The sequence below is a fragment of the Salmonella sp. SJTUF15581 genome (assembly GCF_043356775.1).
GTDB lineage: Bacteria > Pseudomonadota > Gammaproteobacteria > Enterobacterales > Enterobacteriaceae > Salmonella > Salmonella enterica.
This window is the reverse complement of the sequence record NZ_JBEUJY010000001.1, coordinates 484,791-506,819: the sequence shown is the minus strand read 5'-3', so window position 1 is coordinate 506,819 and position 22,029 is coordinate 484,791. Positions and strand designations below refer to the sequence as shown.

The window sequence follows — 22,029 nt, the reverse complement described above, 5'->3', positions numbered from 1 at the left end:
AATTGCGTAAACCGTTTTCAGAGTAACCAGCGCGCCCGGAGGCCGCCATCTAAAATCGCCGATAATTAGAAATTAATGATAAACAGGGAGCGATATCAGTAAAAGACATGATTCATCCCACAGGATGAATCATTGCTGGAGAGAATGAAAGAAGAGAAACTTACTCAGGATAGAGGGAACCGGCAGGAAAATGACTTAAAAACCAGGTCACTGCCAGTAAATCCGCGCTACCGCCAGGGCTTAAGTTACGCAGGATGAGTTCATCATCGAGGGACTGCATCGCTTCAATGCCCCCCTCAACCAATACGCCCCCTTGCCACAACAATTTTTGTGCCTGCTGCTGCACGTAGTAAAGCCCTTCCAGGCCTCCCCGTGACACCAGATTGGTATCATCATTCCACGCCATCAGATGCAACAATGTTTGCAGCAGGGCAAGATGGGTATCGTCATGCTCCTGCACGACCCGGTTAAACACCGGCAAAGCCTGCGTTCTGACGGTTCGAAAACCGCTTTCCGCTTCTCCCCGCGCGCCCGACAGGCCATAACACTGGAAATGGGTTTCACTCTTTGTCAGTTTTCCCGCTTTTCTTGCTGAGAGCTCGTGGGCAACAATATTCCGACTCAGGCGAGCAACCTGGTCGCAGATACGATTTTGCTCCAACGGTTCTCCCCGCGCGAGAAGTCGGCCAATCGCTGCGCTCAGTAGGCCAAAAGCGAAAATCGCCCCGCGATGGGTATTCACACCATTGGTCGCCTGTAGCATATCGTTCTCACAGGCCATCCCCAGCGGACGCAGCATCACCAGGACATTTTCTGCCGCCAGCGCCGCCGTGTTGTTGCCCATGATAAAAAACTTTTCCATCCACGGAGCAATGGCGGTAGTGCTACGTTCAAATGCCGCCAGATCCATATCCCTATGCGCTCCCGAATTACGAATATCGACCAGACCGGGTTTTGGTGTCAGCCTGGCTTCCGTCAGCAGCGCTCTTGCAACCAACCCATTAAGTTCGCCAGCCGCCAGCGATGAGTACGCTGGCGTACGCCGTTCAGTCACAACGCTCACGTTCATAGCATTCAATCCTTCGTGCAATTTCATCCAACAAAAGGTCAAGGGTGTGATGCTTGCCCCGGGCACAGAGATGAGCATCCTGCTGGCATATCAAACATGGCCGGGCAGGATGCCCGAGTTCACGGCGTGATAGCGACTTACCGTCGCTATCAATAATGTCGATGTCCCAAAGCCGCCCTAACGGATGGCTCATCTCTAGTGTCGACATGTGCTGTTTCAACGCCATTGCTGGCGCACAGACCGCTGCCATCCATTCCGGGCCGCTGCGTTCATTTACCTGCATTTCCCAGACGTTGACCCACTCCTTCTGTTCGCAAAGCGCCAGTATTTCGGCAATTGCGTAATCGGCGACACGCCGCCAGACCGCTGAGTTTTTAACGGCGCCCGGTGCAACCAGCGTGAGGGAAATCAACGGTAGCCGATAGCAGTTCAACGCCTGACGCTGCCTGGCGGCACGTTTATCGCGCGCTTGTAGCATCTCCTCCAGCGTAACTGCCTGGCCCTGGTACAGCAGGTCTGTGCCCTTCATCAGCCTTTAACCTGGCGAATCACGTCAATCACTGAACCGTCGCGATAACGCACCACAGCCACCACCCGATCGGTAAACTCAATCGGCTGCGGTTTGCCCGTCAGTTGCTCGGCGCGCTGTTGCAGTTGTTCGATGGTCATCAGCGCCACGCCCGCAGCACGCAGGTTATCAAGCAGATCCTGACGCGCAGGGTTCACCGCAATACCATGGTCGGTAACCAGCACATCAACACTTGCCCCAGGCGTGACGGTAGTCAGCACTTTTTCCACCACGCATGGGATTCGGCCACGGACCAGCGGTGCGGTAATAATGGTGAGATCGGCCCCTGCTGCCGTATCGCTATGGCCGCCCGATGCGCCACGCAGTACGCCGTTTGAACCGGTCATCACGTTAACGTTGAAATTCACGTCAATTTCCAGTGCGCTCAGCATCACCACGTTCAGGCGTTCGCATGCCGCGCCTTTAGAGGCGGGGTTCGCGTATTGATTGGTTGAGATTTCAATATGATGCGGGTTCTGCGCCAGCGAACGGGCTGCATCGCCATCGAATGATTGCGTATCCAGCAGCGCTTTGATCAACCCTTTCTCATGTAGATCCACCATGGTGCCGGTGATCCCGCCCAGGCCAAAACTCGCCGTAATGTTGTGGCGACGCATTTTGTCTTCCAGGAAACGGGTGACCGCCAGAGATGCGCCACCGGTGCCGGTTTGCAGCGAGAAACCGTCACAAAAATAACCTGAGTGTTCGATCACATTGGCCGCCTGCCGGGCGATCAACAGTTCACGCGGGTTGCTGGACAGACGAATCGCGCCCGCGGTGATTTTTTCCGGATCCCCTACCTCATCCACCTGCACGATTAAATCAACCTGATCCTGCGCGATACTGGCCGGATAATTGGGGAATTCGACCCACTCTTCAGTCAGGAGCACCACACATTTAGCGTACTGCGCATCAACCTGCGCATACCCCAAAGAGCCGCAGCGTGACTTGCCGCTAAAGCCGTTCGCATTACCAAATTCGTCGCAGCACGGCACGCCGAGGAAAGCGACATCAATATTCAGCTCACCGCTCTGAATCAGCTTTACGCGGCCGCCGTGAGAGTGGATCTGTACCGGGTTTTCCATCAGGCCAGCGGAGATCTCTTCCCCTAACTTGCCGCGCAGCCCGGAGGTGTAAATCTGCCGCACCACGCCATTTTTAATGTGTTCGATAAGCGGCCAGTGGGCATCAATTAATGAGCTGGAGGCAAGCGTCAGATCGCGGAATCCCATTTCCGCCAGCTTCGCCATCACCATATTGACAACTTTGTCGCCACCACGAAACGCATGGTGGAAGGATATCGTCATGCCATTTTTAAGCCCGGAACGACGGATAGCCTCTTCAAGCGAGTCACAAATTTTACGCCGACGCTTTTCCGTTTCACTGGCAAGCCACGGGCTGTTCGCTGTTACCCCCTGGTAGGGCTGTAATCCTTCCGGTACGACATATTGCTGGTTGAGCATGGTTACAGTCTCTTTCATGGTTCCTTCCTTAATCACGAATACCGGAAGCCGACAGCGCCACCACTTTGCGCGCGTGGTCGATAATCGGGCCGTCAATCATTTTGCCGTTGAGTGAAACGACGCCCAGACCGCGAGACTCAGCCTCTTCAGCGGCGGCAATCACCTCATACGCATGCTCAACTTCTTTACGTGTCGGAGAATAAGCCTGATGTAACAGCTCAATCTGACGTGGGTTCACTAAGGACTTACCGTTAAAACCAAGCCCTTTCGCCAACTGCACTTCCTTCAGGAAGCCTTCTTCATTATTAATATCCGACCAAACGACATCATAGGCGGCAATACCCGCAACGCGCGCCGCATGCAGCACTGCGCAGCGGGCGTAGAACAGCTCGGTGCCATCGCCCCGGCTGGTGCCCATATCCATCACGTAATCAAATGCCGCCAGCGCAATTGCCACCATGCGCGGGCTGGAGGTGGCGATGTCGACGGCATTGACCACGCCTTTCGCTGATTCGATCGCCGCCATCAGCCTGGTACTGCCGACTTCACGTCCACATTCACGTTCGATCCGTTCAACCTGCGCTTCCAGCTCCAGCACATCGTTTTTGCTGTCGGTTTTCGGCAGACGCACGATATCCGCGCCACCACGCACGACGGCCTCAAGATCGGCCAGACCGAATGGCGTGTTCAGTGGATTAATGCGCACCACTTTTTCAACATCCTGATAGAACGGATGTTGAAGCGCGTGATGAACCAAAAGACGGGCGGTATCTTTCTCACGTAACGCTACGGCGTCTTCTAAGTCGAACATCACCGCGTCCGCACCATAGACAAACGAGGTGCTCAACATGGCCGCATTTGCGCCGGGAATAAACAACATACTGCGACGAGGTCTCATAACGCACTCCATTGAATTTCCGTTTGTTCTGCAGCGCGTAACGCCGCCGCCTGCACTCGGGCGCGTAAAATACACTCCAGCGCGCCTTTGTCATCGACGCTAACCAGCGCGCGTTCAACGCCCAGCTTCGCCAGCGTTTCCCGAACCACCTGCTCAATCGCCGCGCCAAACTGCTGCTTCACCAGACTCTCTAGCTCCAGCCGAATTCCTGGCTCGCTGGATGGACCAATCCTGATCATCACATCGCTGGATTCCAGCGTGCCTGCCAGGGCATCTTTAATGATTTTCATTAGTTATGTTCCTTGTTAACGGTGTTACGTCATATGGTTTCAGTGTGTCTGGCGGCATGCCGCTGCAGATATGCCAGGGTGCCAACAGGCACCAGCGCGCTTATCGCCGGCCAATTACGTTCGCTATACAGTTTTCTGACGCGAGAGGCGGAAATAGCCACGCCGTTTTTCTCTACCCGCGCCAGCTCGACGACCTCAATAACCGGGCCGCTGCGCTTCGGATCGTGTAAAATGTCGTGCATTCGCTGGTTATAGGCACAGGTCAGCGGACAAAACGGTTCACTGCCGACAAAACGATGGGTAATCCCCAGCGCTGGAGCCAGATGTTCACGGAAGAGTTGCAGATCGATCTGGCAATGGCAGTCGTCCACAACCCCTTTTTCTTTGAGGAAATAGCCGGGAAACGTCGCACGCGAGATCATATAAGCGGAGCCGGAATGCAACGTGACGTTGTCAATGCCCGCGATTCCTTGTTCGATCAGCGCCCAACGGTCGGTATAGGAAAAAAATGAAGCATCTTCTTTGACCACAAACAGATGCAGCCAGTCACAGGCTGCCGCTGCTTGCTCCACCAGATAACGGTGGCCCAATGTAAACGGATTGGCGTTCATGACGATGGCGCCGATCGTTTTTCCCGGTTGACGATAAAGCGCCAGTTGGCGACAAAAGCGCGCTAACCGTTCACTGCTGTTCTCCATTAACACCGCCAGCTCACCTGCCTGCGCAATGGGCCAAAACCCCGCGCCAGAAAACAGCAACCGATTTTGCGGCTTAGTGAACAGGAAAAGCTCGCTGCGGTTTAACTCGTAGGCCAATGTAAGCAGCTCAGTCAGCAATTTGAGGCTGAGCCCTTCCCCTTGTAAAACCGGGGAAACGGCGATGCATTTCAGTACGTTTCCGGCCAGCGAGCCGCATCCAACTATCTCACCCTGCCAATATGCGCATACCGCGATTTCACAATCATCTTCCAGGGCGAGTCCCACGCCCTCCAGAAACATGGCGACCGACTCGCGACGCAATACATCCTTTTGCAAATAAATGCGTTTAAATATTAGATTCACTCTATTCTGCATCCGTCAGCAAATAACGTCGCATATTTCGCCAGCGTTTGTATTACTCGTCTGGAATAGACATCACACTTTCCCCCTTGCTTTTATAAGCTTTATGGTTTTTATTTCCTTAATTAACCAGAGTTAATAAAAATAATTAAATTAATTAAAAACACAACCATTCAGTGAAGATAGTCACATCTCACGGTTCATTGAATTTATTAGTATGCGCGGGTCTTGTTACCCATCAATACACAGGAAAATGTTTATGACCAACATGACCCAGGCTTCGGCGACGGAGAAAAAGGGGGCTGGCGATTTACTCAGATTCAAAATCTTTGGTATGCCGCTACCGCTTTATGCTTTTGCATTAATTACTTTATTACTGTCTCATTTCTATAACGCTATACCGACTGACTTAGTCGGTGGTTTTGCTCTTATGTTTGTTATGGGGGCCATTTTTGGTGAAATCGGCAAACGTTTACCGATCTTCAATAAATATATTGGCGGCGCACCGGTTATGATATTTCTGGTTGCAGCTTATTTTGTCTATGCTGGCATATTTACGCAGAAAGAAATTGATGCGATCAGCAACGTAATGGATAAAAGCAACTTCCTTAACCTGTTTATCGCAGTGTTGATCACAGGCGCGATCCTGTCGGTAAACCGTAAGCTGCTATTAAAATCACTGCTGGGCTATATCCCAACCATCCTCGCCGGGATTGTCGGCGCGTCCCTTTTCGGTATCGTCATTGGTCTGTGCTTCGGTATCCCGGTCGACCGTATCATGATGCTGTACGTTCTGCCGATTATGGGCGGTGGTAACGGCGCGGGCGCCGTGCCTCTGTCTGAAATTTATCACTCGGTTACCGGACGTTCTCGCGAAGAGTATTACTCAACGGCTATTGCTATTCTGACCATTGCGAATATCTTCGCCATTATTTTCGCCGCCCTCCTCGATATGATAGGCAAAAAATACACCTGGCTTAGCGGTGAAGGTGAATTGGTTCGTAAGGCTTCCTTCAAAACCGAAGATGATGAAAAGGCCGGTCAGATTACCCATCGTGAAACGGCGGTTGGCATGGTGTTATCCACCACCTGCTTCCTGCTGGCCTATGTTGTTGCCAAGAAAATTCTGCCAAGCATCGGCGGCGTCTCTATTCACTACTTCGCCTGGATGGTTCTGATTGTTGCTGCGCTGAACGCATCAGGTCTTTGCTCACCGGAGATTAAAGCCGGGGCGAAACGTCTTTCTGACTTCTTCTCCAAACAACTGCTGTGGGTGCTGATGGTAGGTGTGGGTGTTTGCTACACCGATCTGCAAGAGATCATCGATGCCCTGACGTTCGCGAACGTCGTTATCGCCGCGATCATTGTGGTCGGCGCAGTCGTCGGCGCGGCTGTCGGGGGCTGGTTGATTGGCTTCTACCCGATTGAATCATCCATTACTGCGGGTCTTTGTATGGCCAACCGCGGCGGCTCCGGCGATCTGGAAGTGCTCTCCGCCTGTAACCGTATGAACCTCATTTCATATGCACAAATTTCCTCTCGTCTGGGCGGCGGTATTGTGCTGGTTATCGCTAGCATCGTGTTCAGCATGATGGTGTAAAAAAACGCACGGCGGTGTCTTTGCCGCAAACGACCTGGAGAAAAGTAGAGGCCAAAGCCAGAGGCGGCCAAGGGAAATCCACTCTACTCCTTAGCCGGATTCACCAGGAAGGTTGTCGTCAAGGCCACCGTCGTGCCTCTCATTATGGAAAATGATTCATGAATGAAGCTGTACTACTGGGTGAAGGTTTCACCCTGATGTTTTTAGGGATGGGGTTCGTACTGAGCTTTCTGTTCCTGCTGATTTTCGCCATTCGCGGCATGTCTGCCGTGATTACTCGCTTCTTCCCGGAACCCGTCGCCGCGCCCGCACCGCGCGCCGTTCCCGTCGTGGACGACTTCACCCGCTTAAAGCCGGTGATTGCCGCCGCCATTCACCATCACCGACTTAACGCTTAATTCCCGGAGGGATCCATGACCATTGCCATTACCGACGTCGTCCTGCGTGACGCCCACCAGTCTCTGTTCGCCACCCGCCTGCGTCTTGACGATATGCTGCCGATTGCCGCTCAGCTCGACGACGTGGGCTACGGCTCCCTCGAATGCTGGGGCGGCGCCACCTTTGACGCCTGTATCCGCTTTCTCGGCGAAGACCCGTGGCTGCGCCTGCGCGAACTCAAAAAAGCCATGCCCAAAACCCCGCTGCAGATGCTGCTGCGCGGCCAGAACCTGCTCGGCTACCGCCACTACGCCGACGACGTGGTGGAGCGCTTCGTCGAACGCGCGGTGAAAAACGGCATGGATGTGTTCCGCGTCTTCGATGCCATGAACGACCCGCGCAATATGAAAGCCGCACTGCAGGCGGTGCGCAGCCACGGCGCGCACGCCCAGGGCACACTCTCCTACACCACCAGCCCGGCGCACACGCTGCAGACCTGGCTGGATTTAACCGAACAGTTGCTGGAAACCGGCGTTGACTCGATTGCCATCAAGGATATGTCCGGCATTCTCACGCCGATGGCGGCGTATGAGCTGGTCAGCGAAATCAAAAAACGTTTTGAGGTGCGCCTGCACCTGCACTGTCACGCCACTACCGGGATGGCGGAGATGGCCCTGCTGAAGGCTATCGAGGCGGGTGTTGACGGCGTGGACACGGCGATTTCCTCCATGAGCGCCACCTACGGCCACCCGGCCACCGAAGCGCTGGTGGCGACGTTGGCAGGTACTGAGCACGACACCGGGCTGGATATCCTGAAGCTGGAGAGCATCGCGGCCTACTTCCGCGAGGTGCGCAAAAAGTATCACGCCTTTGAAGGCCAGCTGAAGGGTTACGACAGCCGTATTCTGGTGGCCCAGGTGCCGGGCGGAATGCTCACCAACCTCGAAAGCCAGCTGAAGCAGCAGAACGCGGCGGACAAACTCGACCAGGTGCTGGCGGAAATCCCCCGCGTGCGCGAGGACCTCGGCTTTATCCCGCTGGTGACCCCGACCTCGCAGATTGTCGGCACCCAGGCGGTGCTCAACGTCCTGACCGGCGAGCGCTACAAAACCATTGCCAAAGAAACGGCGGGCATTCTGAAAGGCGAATACGGCCACACCCCGGTGCCGGTGAACGCCGCGTTACAGGCCCGCGTGCTGGAAGGGGGCGCCCCGGTGACCTGCCGTCCGGCGGATTTACTCAAACCGGAACTGGCTGAACTGGAAGCGGACGTCAGGCGCCAGGCGCAGGAGAAGGGCATTCAGCTTGCGGGAAACGCCATTGACGACGTGCTCACCGTGGCGCTGTTCCCGCAAATCGGCCTCAAATTCCTCGAAAACCGCCACAACCTGGCGGCGTTTGAGCCACTGCCGCAGGCAGAAGCCGCGCAGCCGGTGGCAAAAGCAGAGAAGCCTGCCGCTTCCGGTATCTACACCGTGGAAGTGGAAGGTAAAGCCTTTGTGGTGAAGGTCAGCGACGGCGGCGATATCAGCCAGCTGACCGCAGCCGTTCCTGCCTCCGCGCCAGCCGCAGCCGCTCCGGCGGGCGCAGGCACACCGGTCACCGCGCCGCTGGCGGGCAATATCTGGAAGGTGATTGCCAGCGAGGGCCAGACGGTGGCCGAAGGCGATGTGCTGCTGATTCTGGAAGCCATGAAGATGGAAACCGAAATCCGCGCCGCACAGGCCGGGACGGTACGCGGTATCGCGGTGAAGTCCGGGGACGCGGTCTCCGTCGGCGACACCCTGATGACGCTGGCGTAACGGAGAACTGAAATGGAAAGTCTGAACGCCCTGCTTCAGGGCATGGGGCTGATGCACCTTGGCGCAGGCCAGGCCATCATGCTGCTGGTGAGCCTGCTGCTGCTGTGGCTGGCGATAGCGAAGAAGTTCGAGCCGTTGTTGTTGCTGCCGATTGGCTTCGGCGGCCTGCTCTCCAATATCCCGGAAGCGGGCATGGCGCTGACCGCGCTGGAGAGCCTGCTGGCGCATCACGACGCCGGACAGCTGGCGGTGATTGCCGCGAAGCTTAACTGCGCGCCGGACGTGCACGCCATTAAAGAGGCATTAGCGCTGGCGCTGCCGTCGGTGCAGGGCCAGATGGAGAACCTGGCGGTGGACATGGGCTACACACCGGGGGTGCTGGCGCTGTTCTATAAAGTGGCGATTGGCTCCGGCGTCGCGCCGCTGGTCATCTTCATGGGCGTCGGCGCGATGACCGACTTCGGCCCGCTGCTGGCCAACCCGCGCACCCTGCTGCTGGGGGCGGCGGCGCAGTTCGGTATCTTCGCCACGGTGCTGGGGGCGCTGACGCTGAATTACTTCGGCCTGATTTCCTTCACCCTGCCGCAGGCGGCGGCCATCGGCATCATCGGCGGCGCGGACGGCCCGACGGCGATTTATCTGTCGGGCAAGCTGGCGCCGGAGCTGCTGGGGGCCATCGCGGTGGCGGCGTACTCGTATATGGCGCTGGTGCCGTTAATCCAGCCGCCGATTATGAAAGCGCTGACCACGGAGACGGAGCGGAAAATCCGCATGGTGCAGCTGCGCACGGTGAGTAAGCGGGAAAAAATCCTCTTCCCGGTGGTGTTGCTCATGCTGGTGGCGCTGCTGCTGCCGGACGCCGCGCCGCTGCTGGGGATGTTCTGCTTCGGCAACCTGATGCGCGAAAGCGGCGTGGTGGAGCGTCTGAGCGACACGGTACAGAACGGGCTGATTAATATCGTGACCATCTTCCTCGGGCTGTCGGTGGGCGCAAAACTGGTGGCGGACAAGTTCCTGCAGCCGCAGACGCTGGGCATTCTGCTGCTGGGTGTGATTGCCTTTGGTATCGGGACGGCGGCCGGGGTGCTGATGGCGAAGCTGATGAACCTGTGCAGTAAGAACAAAATTAACCCGCTTATCGGTTCGGCGGGGGTGTCGGCAGTGCCGATGGCGGCACGCGTATCGAACAAAGTGGGGCTGGAATCGGACCCGCAGAACTTCCTGCTGATGCACGCGATGGGCCCGAACGTGGCGGGGGTGATTGGCTCGGCGATAGCCGCCGGGGTGATGCTGAAGTACGTGCTGGCGATGTAATAGTGGATGGGATACGCATGTCGTATCCCATTTTCATCCAAATTTTTTCTGAAAGAAAAGTAAGTATGAACTGGTTCAGGTTCCGGTGATGCCGAATGCAAGAAAATACCGTAATTAAATATCTAACTACCAATATGTTTATACGGGAAATTACACACTGGTTTGCCAGACGCTCGTTTCAAAACCGGATATTTCTACTGATCCTGTTTACATCCACCATCGTGATGCTGGCAATCACCTGGTATCTGACCGATATCACGAAAGAACGCCTGCATTATCAGGTGGGCCAACGTGCGCTTATTCAGGCAATGCAAATATCCGCTATGCCAGAATTAGTTGAAGCCGTAGAGGCGCATGATTTGTCACGCATCAAAGCGCTGATTGACCCAATGCGCTCGTTTTCGGATGCGACTTACATTACCGTTGGCAACGAAAAAGGTCAGCGACTGTATCACGTCAACCCGGATGAGATCGGCAAATATATGGAGGGCGGCGATAGCGACGACGCGCTGTATAACGCTAAAAGCTACGTATCGGTGCGCAAAGGTTCATTAGGCTCTTCCCTACGTGGTAAATCCCCGATTCAGGACAGTACCGGTAAAGTCATTGGTATTGTTTCCGTCGGCTATACTCTGGAACAGTTGGATAGCTGGCTTAACTTACAAATCAGCTCGTTGCTGTTCCCGATGGCGTTACTGCTGCTGGTGCTGTTGTACTGCGCCCGCCGCTTCTCGCTGCATATTAAAAAGCAGATGCTTAACATGGAGCCGCAGCAGCTTTCACAACTATTAATTCAGCAAAGCGTGTTGTTTGAGTCGGTATTTGAAGGGTTGATCGCCATTGACTCCCATCACCGTATTACCGCTATTAACCAAACGGCTCGCCGCTTACTGAATCTGAGCCAACCGGAGTCTGAACTCATTGGCTATGCAATCCACCATGTCGTGTTGCCGGAGGCCTTCTTTTACGATGCGCCGCAAAAAAACAAAAAAGATGAGATCGTCACCTTTAACCAAATGAAAGTCATCGCCAGTCGCATGGCGGTCATTATTGACAACCAGCCTCAGGGCTGGGTTATTAGCTTTCGCAACAAAGACGATATCAATACACTCAGCCTGCAGTTAAGTCAGGTGCGGCAATACGCCGATAACCTGCGCGCCGTGCAGCATGAGCATCGCAACCTTATTTCCACCATTGCCGGACTGCTGTTCCTGAAGCGCTACGATAATGCGCTGGCGCTGATTCAGCAGCAGTCGGAAAGCCACCAGAAAGTACTCGATTTTATTTCCCATAATTTCCGCGACCACCACCTTGCGGGGCTATTAATCGGTAAATATTATCGGGCAAAAGAGCTGGGGCTGGAGCTGATTTTCGATCCTTCAAGCTTTGTTGAACACCTGCCGTCATCGCTCTCGCATAATGAATGGATTTCGATTGTTGGCAATTTATTGGACAACGCCTATAACGCCACCCTGCTCAATAGCGAAGGCTCGCGACAGATTGAGTGCCTGATCAATAGCGAAGGTAATGAAGTCATTATTGAAGTTGCCGATCAGGGATGTGGTATTGACGAAAATATCCGCCAGCATATTTTCGAGCGTGGAGTGACCACCCACAACAACGGCGATCACGGAATTGGATTATGGTTAGTGCACAGCTACGTCAAGCAGGCCAATGGCGACATTATCGTCGATAACAATAATCCTTTTGGCACCATTTTTACCCTCTATATCCCTTTTACCAGAGAAGAATAACATGGATAGCATTACGACACTCATCGTTGAAGACGAACCGATGCTAGCGGAAATCCTGGTGGACACCATCAAGCTTTTTCCCCAGTTTTCAATCGTCGGCATCGCAGACAAACTGGAAAGTGCAAAGAAGCAAATACGCCTCTATCAACCACAGTTAATTCTATTGGATAATTTTTTACCCGATGGCAAAGGGATCGATTTAATTCGTCATACCATCAGCACCAACTACACGGGGCGAATTATTTTCATTACCGCCGACAATCATATGGATACCATCAGCGATGCCTTACGCATGGGCGTATTCGATTATCTGATTAAGCCGGTACATTATCAGCGCCTGCAGCATACCCTGGAGCGGTTCACCCGTTACCGCAGTTCGTTACGTTCCAGTGAGCAGGCAAACCAGACGCACGTTGATGCCTTATTTAATATCCAGGCCAAAGAACAAACCGCAGAACCGAATAGCGGACTGCGGGGAATTGATGAAAACACCTTCAACCGGGTACGACAAATATTCACCGACCCGCAGGCAGTACATACAGCAGACACTCTGGCGCAAATTCTGGGCAGCAGTAAAACCACTGCCCGACGCTATCTGGAACAAGGCGTGAAAAATAACTTTCTCGAAGCGGAGATCAGCTACGGGAAAGTGGGCAGGCCGGAGAGACTCTATCGCGGCAAAGTATGAGATTATGGCGCCAACATGTAATTACGGCGCATAGGCAAACACCTCAGCCACCCACTGACGAAAACCGTCCACATCCAGCGCCAGCGCCACCTGCGCGTTGGCGGGCTGCCCCAGACGCCCTTCAATATCCACCACCGTGGTACCGGCGGTATATTGCCCCTGCGTTTCCACCGCCACAAAGCAGGGTTTAAGAGTAAATAATTCCGGACGCACCAGCCAGGCGATCGCGCAAAGATCGTGCATCCGGACGCCAGTGCGCATACTACCGCTGCGATAATGGTTGAACAGGCTGTGCAACATCTTACCGGTGCGATTCAGCGCGGGCAGTTTACTTAGAAAATCTGGCGAGAGCATTGCCTGATTCGTGACGTCCAGCCCACACATCACAATCTCCAGACCGCTGCGGAACACCAGCGCCGCGGCCTCCGGATCGACAGCAATGTTAAATTCAGCATTAGGCGTAAAATTGCCGCGCCCTGCGGAACCGCCCATCAACACCAGACGGCGAATGTTACACGCACACTCCGGATAGTGCATCAGTAGCAACGCAATATTGGTCAATGGCCCAATCGCCACTAATGTCATGGGCTCCGGGGCGTTCATCAGCACATCCCGGATAGCGATAAACGCAGGCTTCGCCAACGGTTGGCGCTGATGGTCGACAAAATCATAGCCTTCCATGCCGGACTCGCCGTGGACGTATGCCGCATCGCGTAACGGACGCAGCAGCGGCGTCGCGGCCCCTTGTGCAAGTGGCACATCGGCGTCCCAGAAATGCAGAAGCTGCAACGCATTACGGGTGGTTTTTTCGACCGAAACGTTGCCGGCAACGGTGGTTATTAGTTGCAGATCCAGCTCGGGGGCGAACAGCGCAGCGGCAATCGCAGCCGCGTCATCAATGCCCGGATCGGTATCAAGAATAATGTGTAGGGATGCTGTCATTAACGCTCTCCTGACCTATTGTTTTATATCTTCATACTCAGCGCGACTGATACAGGTATCAGGCACATCGTCATCCGTCACCAGACGCGGACTTAGCTTATCACCTTCGATAAACGGAACTAATGGGCAAAAACGCCCTGGCGATGCTTTGTTTTCCTGCCACTGAATCTCAAGCGATTCGGGCTCAGCGCCGGGTTTTTCTGCCTGAATCACGGTACGAACATTACCGATTAGCCAAAAAGGTTGACACGTCCCATCAAGGCTAAGAGGCGGCGTCAAATGACCATTTTTACGTACTAGCGGATAAATAATACGCCCATCAGCGTAGGAAGGTGTCATGTAGCAGTTATACATTTTGCCTTTGCTTATCACAGGCTGAAAGTAGCTTTCACCGCGATCGATCAGTTCAATCGTTTTTCCTTTCCAGCGATACACATTGACGCCATGGCTGCAGCAACCGCCGCGCCAATAGCTGACAATCTGTTTATGTTCAGCATCGATCTCTGGTGAAGTGATTTCCTGATAAGACGCTGGCGCATCAACATAACGCTGTTTGGCGGGGTCATAGAGCCATGTTTGTACTGGAGCATCCGGCCCAGCAAGTAACTCTGTTACAATCGACAGATCCGGGTAGCCATCAAAATTGACATCCCCCCATTGAGGCATAAACGGGCTACAAGTGCCCACCGAGGCGGTATCTAAGGTCTGTATGAGTTTACCATCACGGTATAATTTTATCGCCGAAATGGCCGGCGTATTGCCACAATCAATCTCTTTGGAAGGGTCGTAACCCCCTGCATCATTCGTGTTCGTGACCAGCACAATATCAGGGGAGTTTTTAGGTTTGAGGTAGATAAGGGCAACAGGAAAATGTCGTTTTTTATCTGCGGACGTCCATTCGCCTTTAATCTCACTGCTGGAGATTTCCGCATTCCAGTAACCCGAAAGCGCCTTTACGCGTTCTTCAAGATGTACCTCTTTATCCTGGAGTGAGCCGCGTAGAACAATCGCTGCCTTGTGCTGATTGCAAGGTTCATAGCAGTAATACCCATAAAGCGTGTTACCAAATCGCGTGATATTAACGTTTACCGGTTTCCCCGCGATAGTTCCGGTATAGTTTCGCTCCCAGGCGGGTAGCTCCAGCACCGTGGCGCTTGTTGCGTCCATCCAAAAGCCGATGGCGAGTAACGTTGGCAATCCATATTTTATTTTGCCCATTTCCCTTATCCCTGTAGGCATTACAACTAAAAAACCAGCAACGATTGTGCTGGTTTTTCAGATGAATAGCAAAAAGGTGGGGCATTAGCACCGGATGACGACTACGCCTTATTCTTCCTGTCGCACATTGAATATCAAAAGAAATTCTTAAGATCTGGTCAACGTAGCGTCATCGGGCAGATTTCTGAATTGTGAAATCTTATTCGACTTCACGAACATCCACACGCAGCTCTTTCGGCACTTCGAAAACAATATTTTCTTCGCGCCCCTCAAGCGTGACGGCTTCGCCGCCGCCAAACTCCCGCAGACGCGCAATAACATTCTGCACCAGAATATCCGGCGCGGAAGCGCCAGCGGTCACGCCGACGCAGGCGGCGTCTTTCACCCACGCCTCCTGGATATCCGCCGCATCGTCGATAAGAAACGCAGTTCTTCCCATCCGTTGGGCCAGTTCCGCCAATCGGTTAGAGTTAGAAGAGTTTTTCGAGCCGACCACCAGCACCACGTCAGCCTGCTCCGCCAGCGCCCGCACCGCTTCCTGACGATTAGTAGTGGCATAGCAAATATCGTCTTTGCGCGGGCCGACGATTTTCGGAAAGCGTTTACGCAGCGCATCAATCACATCGGACGTATCGTCCACGGAAAGCGTGGTTTGCGTCATGAAGGAGAGCTTGCCTTCATTTTTGACATTCAGCGTCCAGACGTCCTCTGGCGACTCAACCAGGTACATCCCCCCTTCCGGGTTGCTGTACTGGCCCATGGTGCCTTCCACTTCCGGGTGCCCGGCGTGGCCGATGAGAATAGATTCCTCACCGCGACGGCTGGCGCGCGCCACTTCCATATGGACTTTCGTCACCAGCGGGCAGGTGGCGTCAAAAACGGTAAGATCGCGGCTTTTCGCCTCGTTACGCACCGCCTGGGAAACCCCATGAGCGGAGAAAATCAGAATGGCGCCATCCGGCACTTCGCTAATTTGCTCTATAAAGATCGCCCCGCGCTGGCGCAGGCTGTCCACTACATAGCGGTTATGCACGACTTCGTGCCGAACGTAAATTGGCGCGCCGTAAATGGCGAGCGCATTTTCAACAATGCTGATAGCGCGGTCTACCCCGGCGCAAAAACCGCGTGGGTTGGCCAACAGGATCTGCATGTTTATGCCTCCAGCGCCGGATCGATTTCCAGCACTTCAATATCAAAGTGAACGGTATGCCCGGCCAGCGGATGGTTAAAATCAACGGTAATCGAGTCGCCGTTGATTTCGCGAATCACGCCAGGCATTTCGCTGCCATCCATTGCGGTAAAAAGCATAATCGCCCCGACTTCCGGTTCGCCCGCCGCCATAAACTCACGGCGCGAGAAATACTGGATTAAGTCCGGACTGGGGACGCCAAACGCGGCGTCAGGCTCCAGCGAAAACGCTTTCTTTTCCCCTTCTTTCAACCCCAGAAGCTGCTGCTCCAGACCTTCGGAAAGCGAGGTATCGCCAAGACGGAACAGGGCTGGCTTGCCGTTATTGCGGGTAGATTCCGCCGTTGAGCCATCATCCAGTTTCAGGGTGAAGTGAACGAGGATCGCGCTGTTGCTCTGTACGGATTTAGACATGCAAATTGCTCACGTGTTTTGCCCGGAGGCATAAAGAACGATAAAACCGTAGGCCGGATAAGGCGTTTTCACCGCCATCCGGCACCACGTTTGCCTGATGGCGCTGCGCTTATCAGGCCTACAAAACCGGATAAGCGCTACCCGGTATTTACGCTTATGCCTGTTCTTTCGCTGTCGGCTTCGGCAAAAAGCCTTCCAGTACTATTAGCGCCGCGCCGATACAGATCGCGCTATCGGCAAGGTTGAACGTCGCGAAATGCCAGTTGCCGACGTAAAAATCGATCATATCGACAACAAAGCCGTGCCACAGGCGGTCGAACAGGTTACCCAGCGCGCCGCCGATGATTAACGCATAAGCGATGTTATTCAGCTTCTGCGTCGCTTTCGAGCGGTACATCATCACCAAAAGAATTACGCAGATCCCTATCGCAATCCCGGCAAAGAACCAGCGCTGCCAGCCGCCGCTATCCGCCAGGAAGCTAAAAGCCGCGCCGTAGTTACGCGCATAATGCAGATTAAGCGACGGAAACAGCCCTACCGTATCCCCCAGCGCGAAATTCTGGAGGATCAGGTATTTGCTGCCCAAATCGATAATCAGCACGACTACTACCAGCCATAGCCAGCGTAGTCCTGTTGAACAGAGTGGTTTACTCATCAGGCAAATTTACGTTGTTCGCCATTACCGGCGATGTTGCTGACACAGCGTCCGCAGATATCTGCATGTTCCGCCACCTTGCCGACATCAGTAGTGTAGTGCCAGCAGCGCGGACACTTATCACCCTCGGCACGCGTTACCACTGCCTGAACTGTCGTATTACCAGCATTGTACTGAATATTTTCATCATCAATACCCCCCGCTTGCTCAGAAATCACGAACTGGGAAGTAATGAAGATAAATCTGACCTCTTCACCCAACAGTTTTAGCTTCTTGATCGTACCGTTAGCATCGTCAGCATATTTCAGCGTCACTTTTGCTTCCAGGTTCGATTTGATGCCATTGGCTTTCTGATTTTCCAGCTCTTTGTTGACCTGGTCCTTGATATAGCGGACATCGTCCCAGAATGCGTCATTAAATTCTTCATTCTCTTCCAGGCCAAACAACCCGTCGTACCATTCGCCGGTGAAGACATATTTTTCACGCTCGCCCGGCAGGTAGCCCCAGATTTCATCAGCCGTGAAGGACATGATCGGCGCCATCCAGCGAACCAGCGCCTCTGCGATATGATACAGCGCAGTCTGGCAGCTACGACGCGCGACGCTATCGGCCTTCGCGGTGTACTGGCGGTCTTTGATGATGTCGAGGTAGAACGAGCCCATTTCAACGGAGCAGAAGCGCATCAGGCGCTGTACCACTTCATGGAAGTCGTAAGCTTCGTATGCCTTCAGAATCTCTTGCTGCGCCGTTTTCGCGCAGCCCACCGCCCACCTGTCCAGCACCACCATCTCTTCCGGTTTGACCATATCGGTGGCCGGATTGAAGCCATTGAGGTTCGCCAGCAGGAAGCGCGCGGTATTACGGATACGACGATAGCTGTCGGCAGCGCGTTTCAGGATTTCGTCAGAGACCGCCATTTCGCCGGTATAGTCAGTAGACGCCACCCACAGACGCAGGATATCCGCGCCCAGTTTATTCATCACATCCTGCGGCGACACGGTGTTACCGATGGATTTGGACATCTTGCGCCCCTGACCATCGACGGTGAAGCCGTGAGTCAGTACCTGGCGGTATGGCGCTTTGCCTTTCATCGCCACGCTAATCATCAGGGAGGACATAAACCAGCCGCGATGCTGGTCAGAGCCTTCCAGATACATATCGGCCGCATGACCGGCGAATTCCGGACGTGCGTCAACCACGGAGTAACTGGTGGAACCGGAATCAAACCAAACGTCCAACGTATCCGGAACTTTCTCGTATTGATCGGCATCTTCGCCGAGGATCTCTTTCGGGTCGAGATCCCACCACGCCTGGATACCGTCAACTTCAACGCGTTTCGCCACCTCTTCCATCGCCGCCAGAGTACGCTCAATCGGCAGCAGCTCCTGCGTTTCTTTATGCACGAACAGCGACATCGGTACGCCCCAGGTACGCTGACGTGAGATACACCAGTCAGGACGGTTAGCGACCATTGATTCAATACGCGCCTGACCCCAGTCCGGGATCCACTGAACGCCTTTGATCTCTTTCAGCGACTGTTGACGAAGCCCTTCTTTATCCATGCTGACGAACCACTGCGGGGTCGCGCGGAAAATGATCGGCGTTTTGTGACGCCAACAGCACGGATAGCTGTGCTGCATTTTTTCGACATGCAGTAGCGCGCCTTTTTCTTTCAGCAGTTCAATAACGATATCGTTCGCTTTGAAGACGTTAACACCGTCAAGCGTTGGATATGTGCCTGGCAGGTAAGTGCCGTCCGGGCCAACCGGGTTAGCGGTTTCCAGGCCATACTTTTGACCGATCACGTAGTCATCCGGGCCGTGACCAGGGGCGGTATGTACCGCGCCGGTACCGGCGTCCAGGGTGACGTGATCGCCGAGGATCGCCGGCACGTCAAAGCCCATAAACGGATGGGTAAAGCGCAGCAGTTCCAGCTCCGCGCCTTTAACGGTGCCGAGAATGGTGTATTCAGCCGCGCCAATACGCTGCATGACGCTTTCAACCAGATCTTTCGCCAGAATCACCGCCTGGCCGTCAATCTGCACCAGCGCATAATCAAAGTCCGGCGCCAGGGAAATCGCGCGGTTAGCTGGCAGAGTCCACGGCGTGGTGGTCCAGATAACCAGCGACACAGGGCCGCTCACGCCCGGCAGACCAAACTTCGCTTTCACCGCATCCTGATCGACGGCGCGGAACGCCACGTCGATAGACGGTGACGTTTTGTCGTAATATTCAACTTCCGCTTCCGCCAGCGCGGAACGGCAGTCAACGCACCAGTGCACCGGCTTAGCGCCTTTGTGCAGATGACCGTTTTTGATAATTCTGCCCAGAGCACGGATGATGTTGGCTTCGGTTTTGAAGTCCATGGTCAGGTACGGATGCGACCAGTCGCCCAACACGCCCAGACGAATGAAGTCTTTACGCTGGCCGTCAACCTGCGTAGCGGCATATTCGCGGCACTTAGCGCGGAATTCAGCGGCGGTGAATTTCTCGCCCGGCTTACCGAACTCCTGCTCGACTTTCAGCTCGATAGGCAGACCGTGACAGTCCCAGCCCGGCACGTAAGGCGAGTCAAATCCCGACAGTCCTTTGGACTTCACGATAATGTCTTTCAGAATCTTGTTAACTGAGTGACCAATATGAATGCTGCCATTCGCATATGGAGGGCCATCATGCAGAATGAAGGTTTTTTTGCCTTTTTTGGCCGCACGAATGATGCCGTACAGATCATCATCGGTCCAACGCGCCAGCATTCCCGGTTCACGCTTGGCGAGATCGCCGCGCATCGGGAACCCTGTTTCCGGCAAATTCAGGGTCGATTTATAGTCACTCATCAGATTCTCGGTTCCGTATTTCGGTTTGATAAACACCGTCAGGGTTACACCTGCCCGGCTAGCCCAAAAAACTTGCGGGCCGTTAACTCATCGCGTGCGATTTGCGCTTTTAGCTCATCAAGCGACGCAAATCGCTGCTCATTACGTATCTTTTTACGCAGTATTACATCTATATGGCGACCGTAGAGGTCCATTACAACATCCAGCAGATGCACTTCCAGTTGTTGACGCACGCCAGCCACCGTTGGACGAGTGCCAATGTTCGCTACGCCGGGTAACGGCTTATCGCCAAGCCCGGTGACTTCCACCGCATAGACCCCTTTGACCGGGGAGACCTGACGGCGCAGCGGTAAGTTCGCCGTCGGGAAGCCAATGGTACGTCCCAGCTCGTCGCCATGAACGACACGCCCGGAAATAGTAAAGGGATGTCCCAGCAGGCTTTCGGCAAGCGCCAGGTTATCTTCCGCCAGCGCCTGTCTCACTGCGGTACTACTGATACGCACGCCGCCTTCACAAAAGGTTTGGGTGCTGGAAACCGCAAAACCATACTCCGCCCCCGCCTTCTGTAATAACAAGAAATCGCCCGCGCGGCTAGCACCAAAGCGGAAATCATCGCCGACGGCAAGAAATTGCACGCCAAGTCGCTCCACCAGCAGTTCGCTGATAAACGTTTGCGCCGTCAAAGCGGCAAAGCGGCGATCGAATTTCACGCACAGCACATAGTCCACGCCGCACTGCGCAAGGTAATGCAGTTTTTCACGCAGGCGCGTCAGGCGAGCGGGCGCTTTATCCGTCGCGAACAGCTCCAGCGGCTGCGGTTCGAAAATCATGACCACCACCGGCAGACCGCGTCTGCGTCCTTCTTCCTGCAAACCCTGCAGTAGAGCGCGATGCCCCCGATGTACGCCGTCGAAATTACCAATGGTCAGCACACACCCATGCGGGGCCTGACTGAGATTATGTATGCCGCGTATCAGCTTCATGTCTGACTCAAAACAGTGAAAATCGCAAGAGTATACCTTGTACAGCGGTCAAGGTTAACCGACTATTGCCCTGATGAAACATAAAGAAGATGCTTTTCATCGCCATGCGGCAAACTCCGCCCCAAAACCCGCCGCTTAATGCAATTTTTCTCATGGAAAGGCTGTATTCACAGCACGCAAGCTGGTAGAATCCTGCGCCATCACTACGCAACGAGTGCTGCAATTTAAACGGCGCTTATTTGCACAAATCCATTGACAAAAGAAGGCTAAAAGGGCATATTCCTCGGCCTTTGAATTGTCCATATAGAACACATTTGGGAGTTGGACCTTGGCTAATATCAAATCAGCTAAGAAGCGCGCCGTTCAGTCTGAAAAGGCTCGTAAGCACAACGCAAGCCGTCGCTCTATGATGCGTACTTTCATCAAGAAAGTATACGCAGCTATCGAAGCTGGCGACAAAGCTGCTGCACTGAAAGCATTTAACGAAATGCAACCGATCGTGGACCGTCAGGCTGCTAAAGGTCTGATCCACAAAAACAAAGCTGCACGTCATAAAGCTAACCTGACTGCACAGATCAACAAACTGGCTTAATCGCCTGCTTGTTATCAGCTTTGTAGAAAAACCCGCGTAAAGCGGGTTTTTTTATGCCTGCTATCTGCCGTTTTGCTCGTCAACCGCTGGCGCTGACCTCACTCGTTCACGCTCTTCCTGACCAGCCTATTTTTTCAGCTACCCCTCCCTTAGTCACGTAATACTTGAAAGTTATTTTCTTTCACTGTTTTCCTTTTCTTATTTCATTACTGAAAAAACTGTGACCACCTTAGCAAATAAAAACATCGCTCATTCAAAAACTAATAAACGCAATCCTGATGTAAGATTTAATAATTGATTGATGCCGTCGGGTTAACTACT

The 22,029-nt window shown here is 53.9% G+C and carries 21 protein-coding genes; 7 read left to right on the top strand and 14 right to left on the bottom strand.

Going from position 1 to position 22,029, the window contains the following annotated elements:
* Positions 1–160: 160 nt before the first annotated feature.
* From citG to citC, 6 genes are read right to left on the bottom strand one after another with little or no spacing between them, the layout of a single operon-like run.
* Entirely contained in the window at positions 161–1,069 is a 909-nt protein-coding gene (gene citG, locus ABVN36_RS02445) for a triphosphoribosyl-dephospho-CoA synthase CitG (RefSeq protein ID WP_001103242.1), read from the bottom strand.
* The gene (citX, locus tag ABVN36_RS02440) at positions 1,047–1,598 is read right to left on the bottom strand and encodes a citrate lyase holo-[acyl-carrier protein] synthase (protein ID WP_000679050.1); all 552 of its coding nucleotides are present in this window, start codon (positions 1,596–1,598) and stop codon (positions 1,047–1,049) included. The genes citG and citX overlap by 23 nt, the downstream gene beginning before the upstream one ends.
* Entirely contained in the window at positions 1,598–3,118 is a 1,521-nt protein-coding gene (citF, locus tag ABVN36_RS02435; RefSeq protein WP_000665573.1) for a citrate lyase subunit alpha, read from the bottom strand. The genes citX and citF overlap by 1 nt, the downstream gene beginning before the upstream one ends.
* A 10-nt stretch (positions 3,119–3,128) precedes the next feature.
* The gene (citE, locus tag ABVN36_RS02430) at positions 3,129–3,998 is read right to left on the bottom strand and encodes a citrate (pro-3S)-lyase subunit beta (protein WP_001247811.1); all 870 of its coding nucleotides are present in this window, start codon (positions 3,996–3,998) and stop codon (positions 3,129–3,131) included.
* Positions 3,995–4,288, bottom strand: coding sequence for a citrate lyase acyl carrier protein (gene citD, locus ABVN36_RS02425; RefSeq protein WP_000691461.1), 294 nt, complete (start codon positions 4,286–4,288; stop codon positions 3,995–3,997). Before citD ends, citE begins: the two co-directional genes overlap by 4 nt.
* A 29-nt stretch (positions 4,289–4,317) precedes the next feature.
* Positions 4,318–5,361 (bottom strand): [citrate (pro-3S)-lyase] ligase, encoded by a 1,044-nt coding sequence (gene citC, locus ABVN36_RS02420; protein ID WP_001181445.1) that lies wholly within the window; start codon positions 5,359–5,361, stop codon positions 4,318–4,320.
* 244 nt (positions 5,362–5,605) lie between these two features.
* Between citC and citS the strand changes: the two genes are divergently transcribed.
* From citS to ABVN36_RS02390, 6 genes are all read left to right on the top strand, one after another.
* Positions 5,606–6,946 (top strand): citrate/sodium symporter CitS, encoded by a 1,341-nt coding sequence (gene citS / locus ABVN36_RS02415; RefSeq protein ID WP_023139015.1) that lies wholly within the window; start codon positions 5,606–5,608, stop codon positions 6,944–6,946.
* 158 nt (positions 6,947–7,104) lie between these two features.
* Entirely contained in the window at positions 7,105–7,344 is a 240-nt protein-coding gene (locus tag ABVN36_RS02410; RefSeq protein WP_001001155.1) for an oxaloacetate decarboxylase subunit gamma, read from the top strand.
* A gap of 15 nt (positions 7,345–7,359) precedes the next feature.
* A complete protein-coding gene (gene oadA, locus ABVN36_RS02405) occupies positions 7,360–9,126 on the top strand; it encodes a sodium-extruding oxaloacetate decarboxylase subunit alpha (RefSeq protein ID WP_114052045.1) in 1,767 nt (588 codons plus the stop codon).
* 12 nt (positions 9,127–9,138) lie between these two features.
* Positions 9,139–10,440 (top strand): oxalacetate decarboxylase subunit beta, encoded by a 1,302-nt coding sequence (locus ABVN36_RS02400; protein WP_050901197.1) that lies wholly within the window; start codon positions 9,139–9,141, stop codon positions 10,438–10,440.
* 134 nt (positions 10,441–10,574) lie between these two features.
* On the top strand, positions 10,575–12,194 hold the full coding sequence (locus tag ABVN36_RS02395) for a sensor histidine kinase (protein WP_033903623.1): 1,620 nt from the start codon (positions 10,575–10,577) through the stop codon (positions 12,192–12,194).
* A gap of 1 nt (position 12,195) precedes the next feature.
* Entirely contained in the window at positions 12,196–12,882 is a 687-nt protein-coding gene (locus ABVN36_RS02390; protein ID WP_000377416.1) for a response regulator, read from the top strand.
* A 21-nt stretch (positions 12,883–12,903) separates the two neighbouring features.
* Here the strand turns inward: ABVN36_RS02390 and rihC are convergent, their stop codons facing one another.
* From rihC to ABVN36_RS02350, 8 genes are all read right to left on the bottom strand, one after another.
* The gene (rihC, locus tag ABVN36_RS02385; protein WP_023138582.1) at positions 12,904–13,824 is read right to left on the bottom strand and encodes a ribonucleoside hydrolase RihC; all 921 of its coding nucleotides are present in this window, start codon (positions 13,822–13,824) and stop codon (positions 12,904–12,906) included.
* 15 nt (positions 13,825–13,839) lie between these two features.
* Complete coding sequence (locus ABVN36_RS02380) at positions 13,840–15,042, bottom strand: XAC2610-related protein (RefSeq protein WP_020898360.1); 1,203 nt, start codon at positions 15,040–15,042, stop codon at positions 13,840–13,842.
* Between the two features lie 199 nt (positions 15,043–15,241).
* The gene (ispH, locus tag ABVN36_RS02375; RefSeq protein ID WP_001166426.1) at positions 15,242–16,192 is read right to left on the bottom strand and encodes a 4-hydroxy-3-methylbut-2-enyl diphosphate reductase; all 951 of its coding nucleotides are present in this window, start codon (positions 16,190–16,192) and stop codon (positions 15,242–15,244) included.
* Between the two features lie 2 nt (positions 16,193–16,194).
* Positions 16,195–16,644: an FKBP-type peptidyl-prolyl cis-trans isomerase gene (gene fkpB / locus ABVN36_RS02370; RefSeq protein ID WP_000047269.1), complete on the bottom strand. Its 450-nt coding sequence runs from the start codon at positions 16,642–16,644 to the stop codon at positions 16,195–16,197.
* A gap of 154 nt (positions 16,645–16,798) precedes the next feature.
* Positions 16,799–17,299, bottom strand: a complete 501-nt coding sequence (gene lspA, locus ABVN36_RS02365; protein WP_000042739.1) for a signal peptidase II — start codon at positions 17,297–17,299, stop codon at positions 16,799–16,801.
* A complete protein-coding gene (gene ileS / locus ABVN36_RS02360; protein WP_001670710.1) occupies positions 17,299–20,133 on the bottom strand; it encodes an isoleucine--tRNA ligase in 2,835 nt (944 codons plus the stop codon). The genes lspA and ileS overlap by 1 nt, the downstream gene beginning before the upstream one ends.
* Positions 20,134–20,177: 44 nt before the next feature.
* The gene (gene ribF / locus ABVN36_RS02355) at positions 20,178–21,116 is read right to left on the bottom strand and encodes a bifunctional riboflavin kinase/FAD synthetase (RefSeq protein ID WP_000767311.1); all 939 of its coding nucleotides are present in this window, start codon (positions 21,114–21,116) and stop codon (positions 20,178–20,180) included.
* 7 nt (positions 21,117–21,123) lie between these two features.
* The gene (locus tag ABVN36_RS02350; protein WP_001726890.1) at positions 21,124–21,339 is read right to left on the bottom strand and encodes a DUF2575 family protein; all 216 of its coding nucleotides are present in this window, start codon (positions 21,337–21,339) and stop codon (positions 21,124–21,126) included.
* Between the two features lie 105 nt (positions 21,340–21,444).
* Here ABVN36_RS02350 and rpsT point away from each other — a divergent pair, with 105 nt between their 5' ends.
* Positions 21,445–21,708 carry a 30S ribosomal protein S20 gene (gene rpsT / locus ABVN36_RS02345; RefSeq protein WP_001518655.1) on the top strand — a complete coding sequence of 88 codons (264 nt, stop codon included), beginning with the start codon at positions 21,445–21,447 and terminating at the stop codon, positions 21,706–21,708.
* Positions 21,709–22,029: the final 321 nt, after the last annotated feature.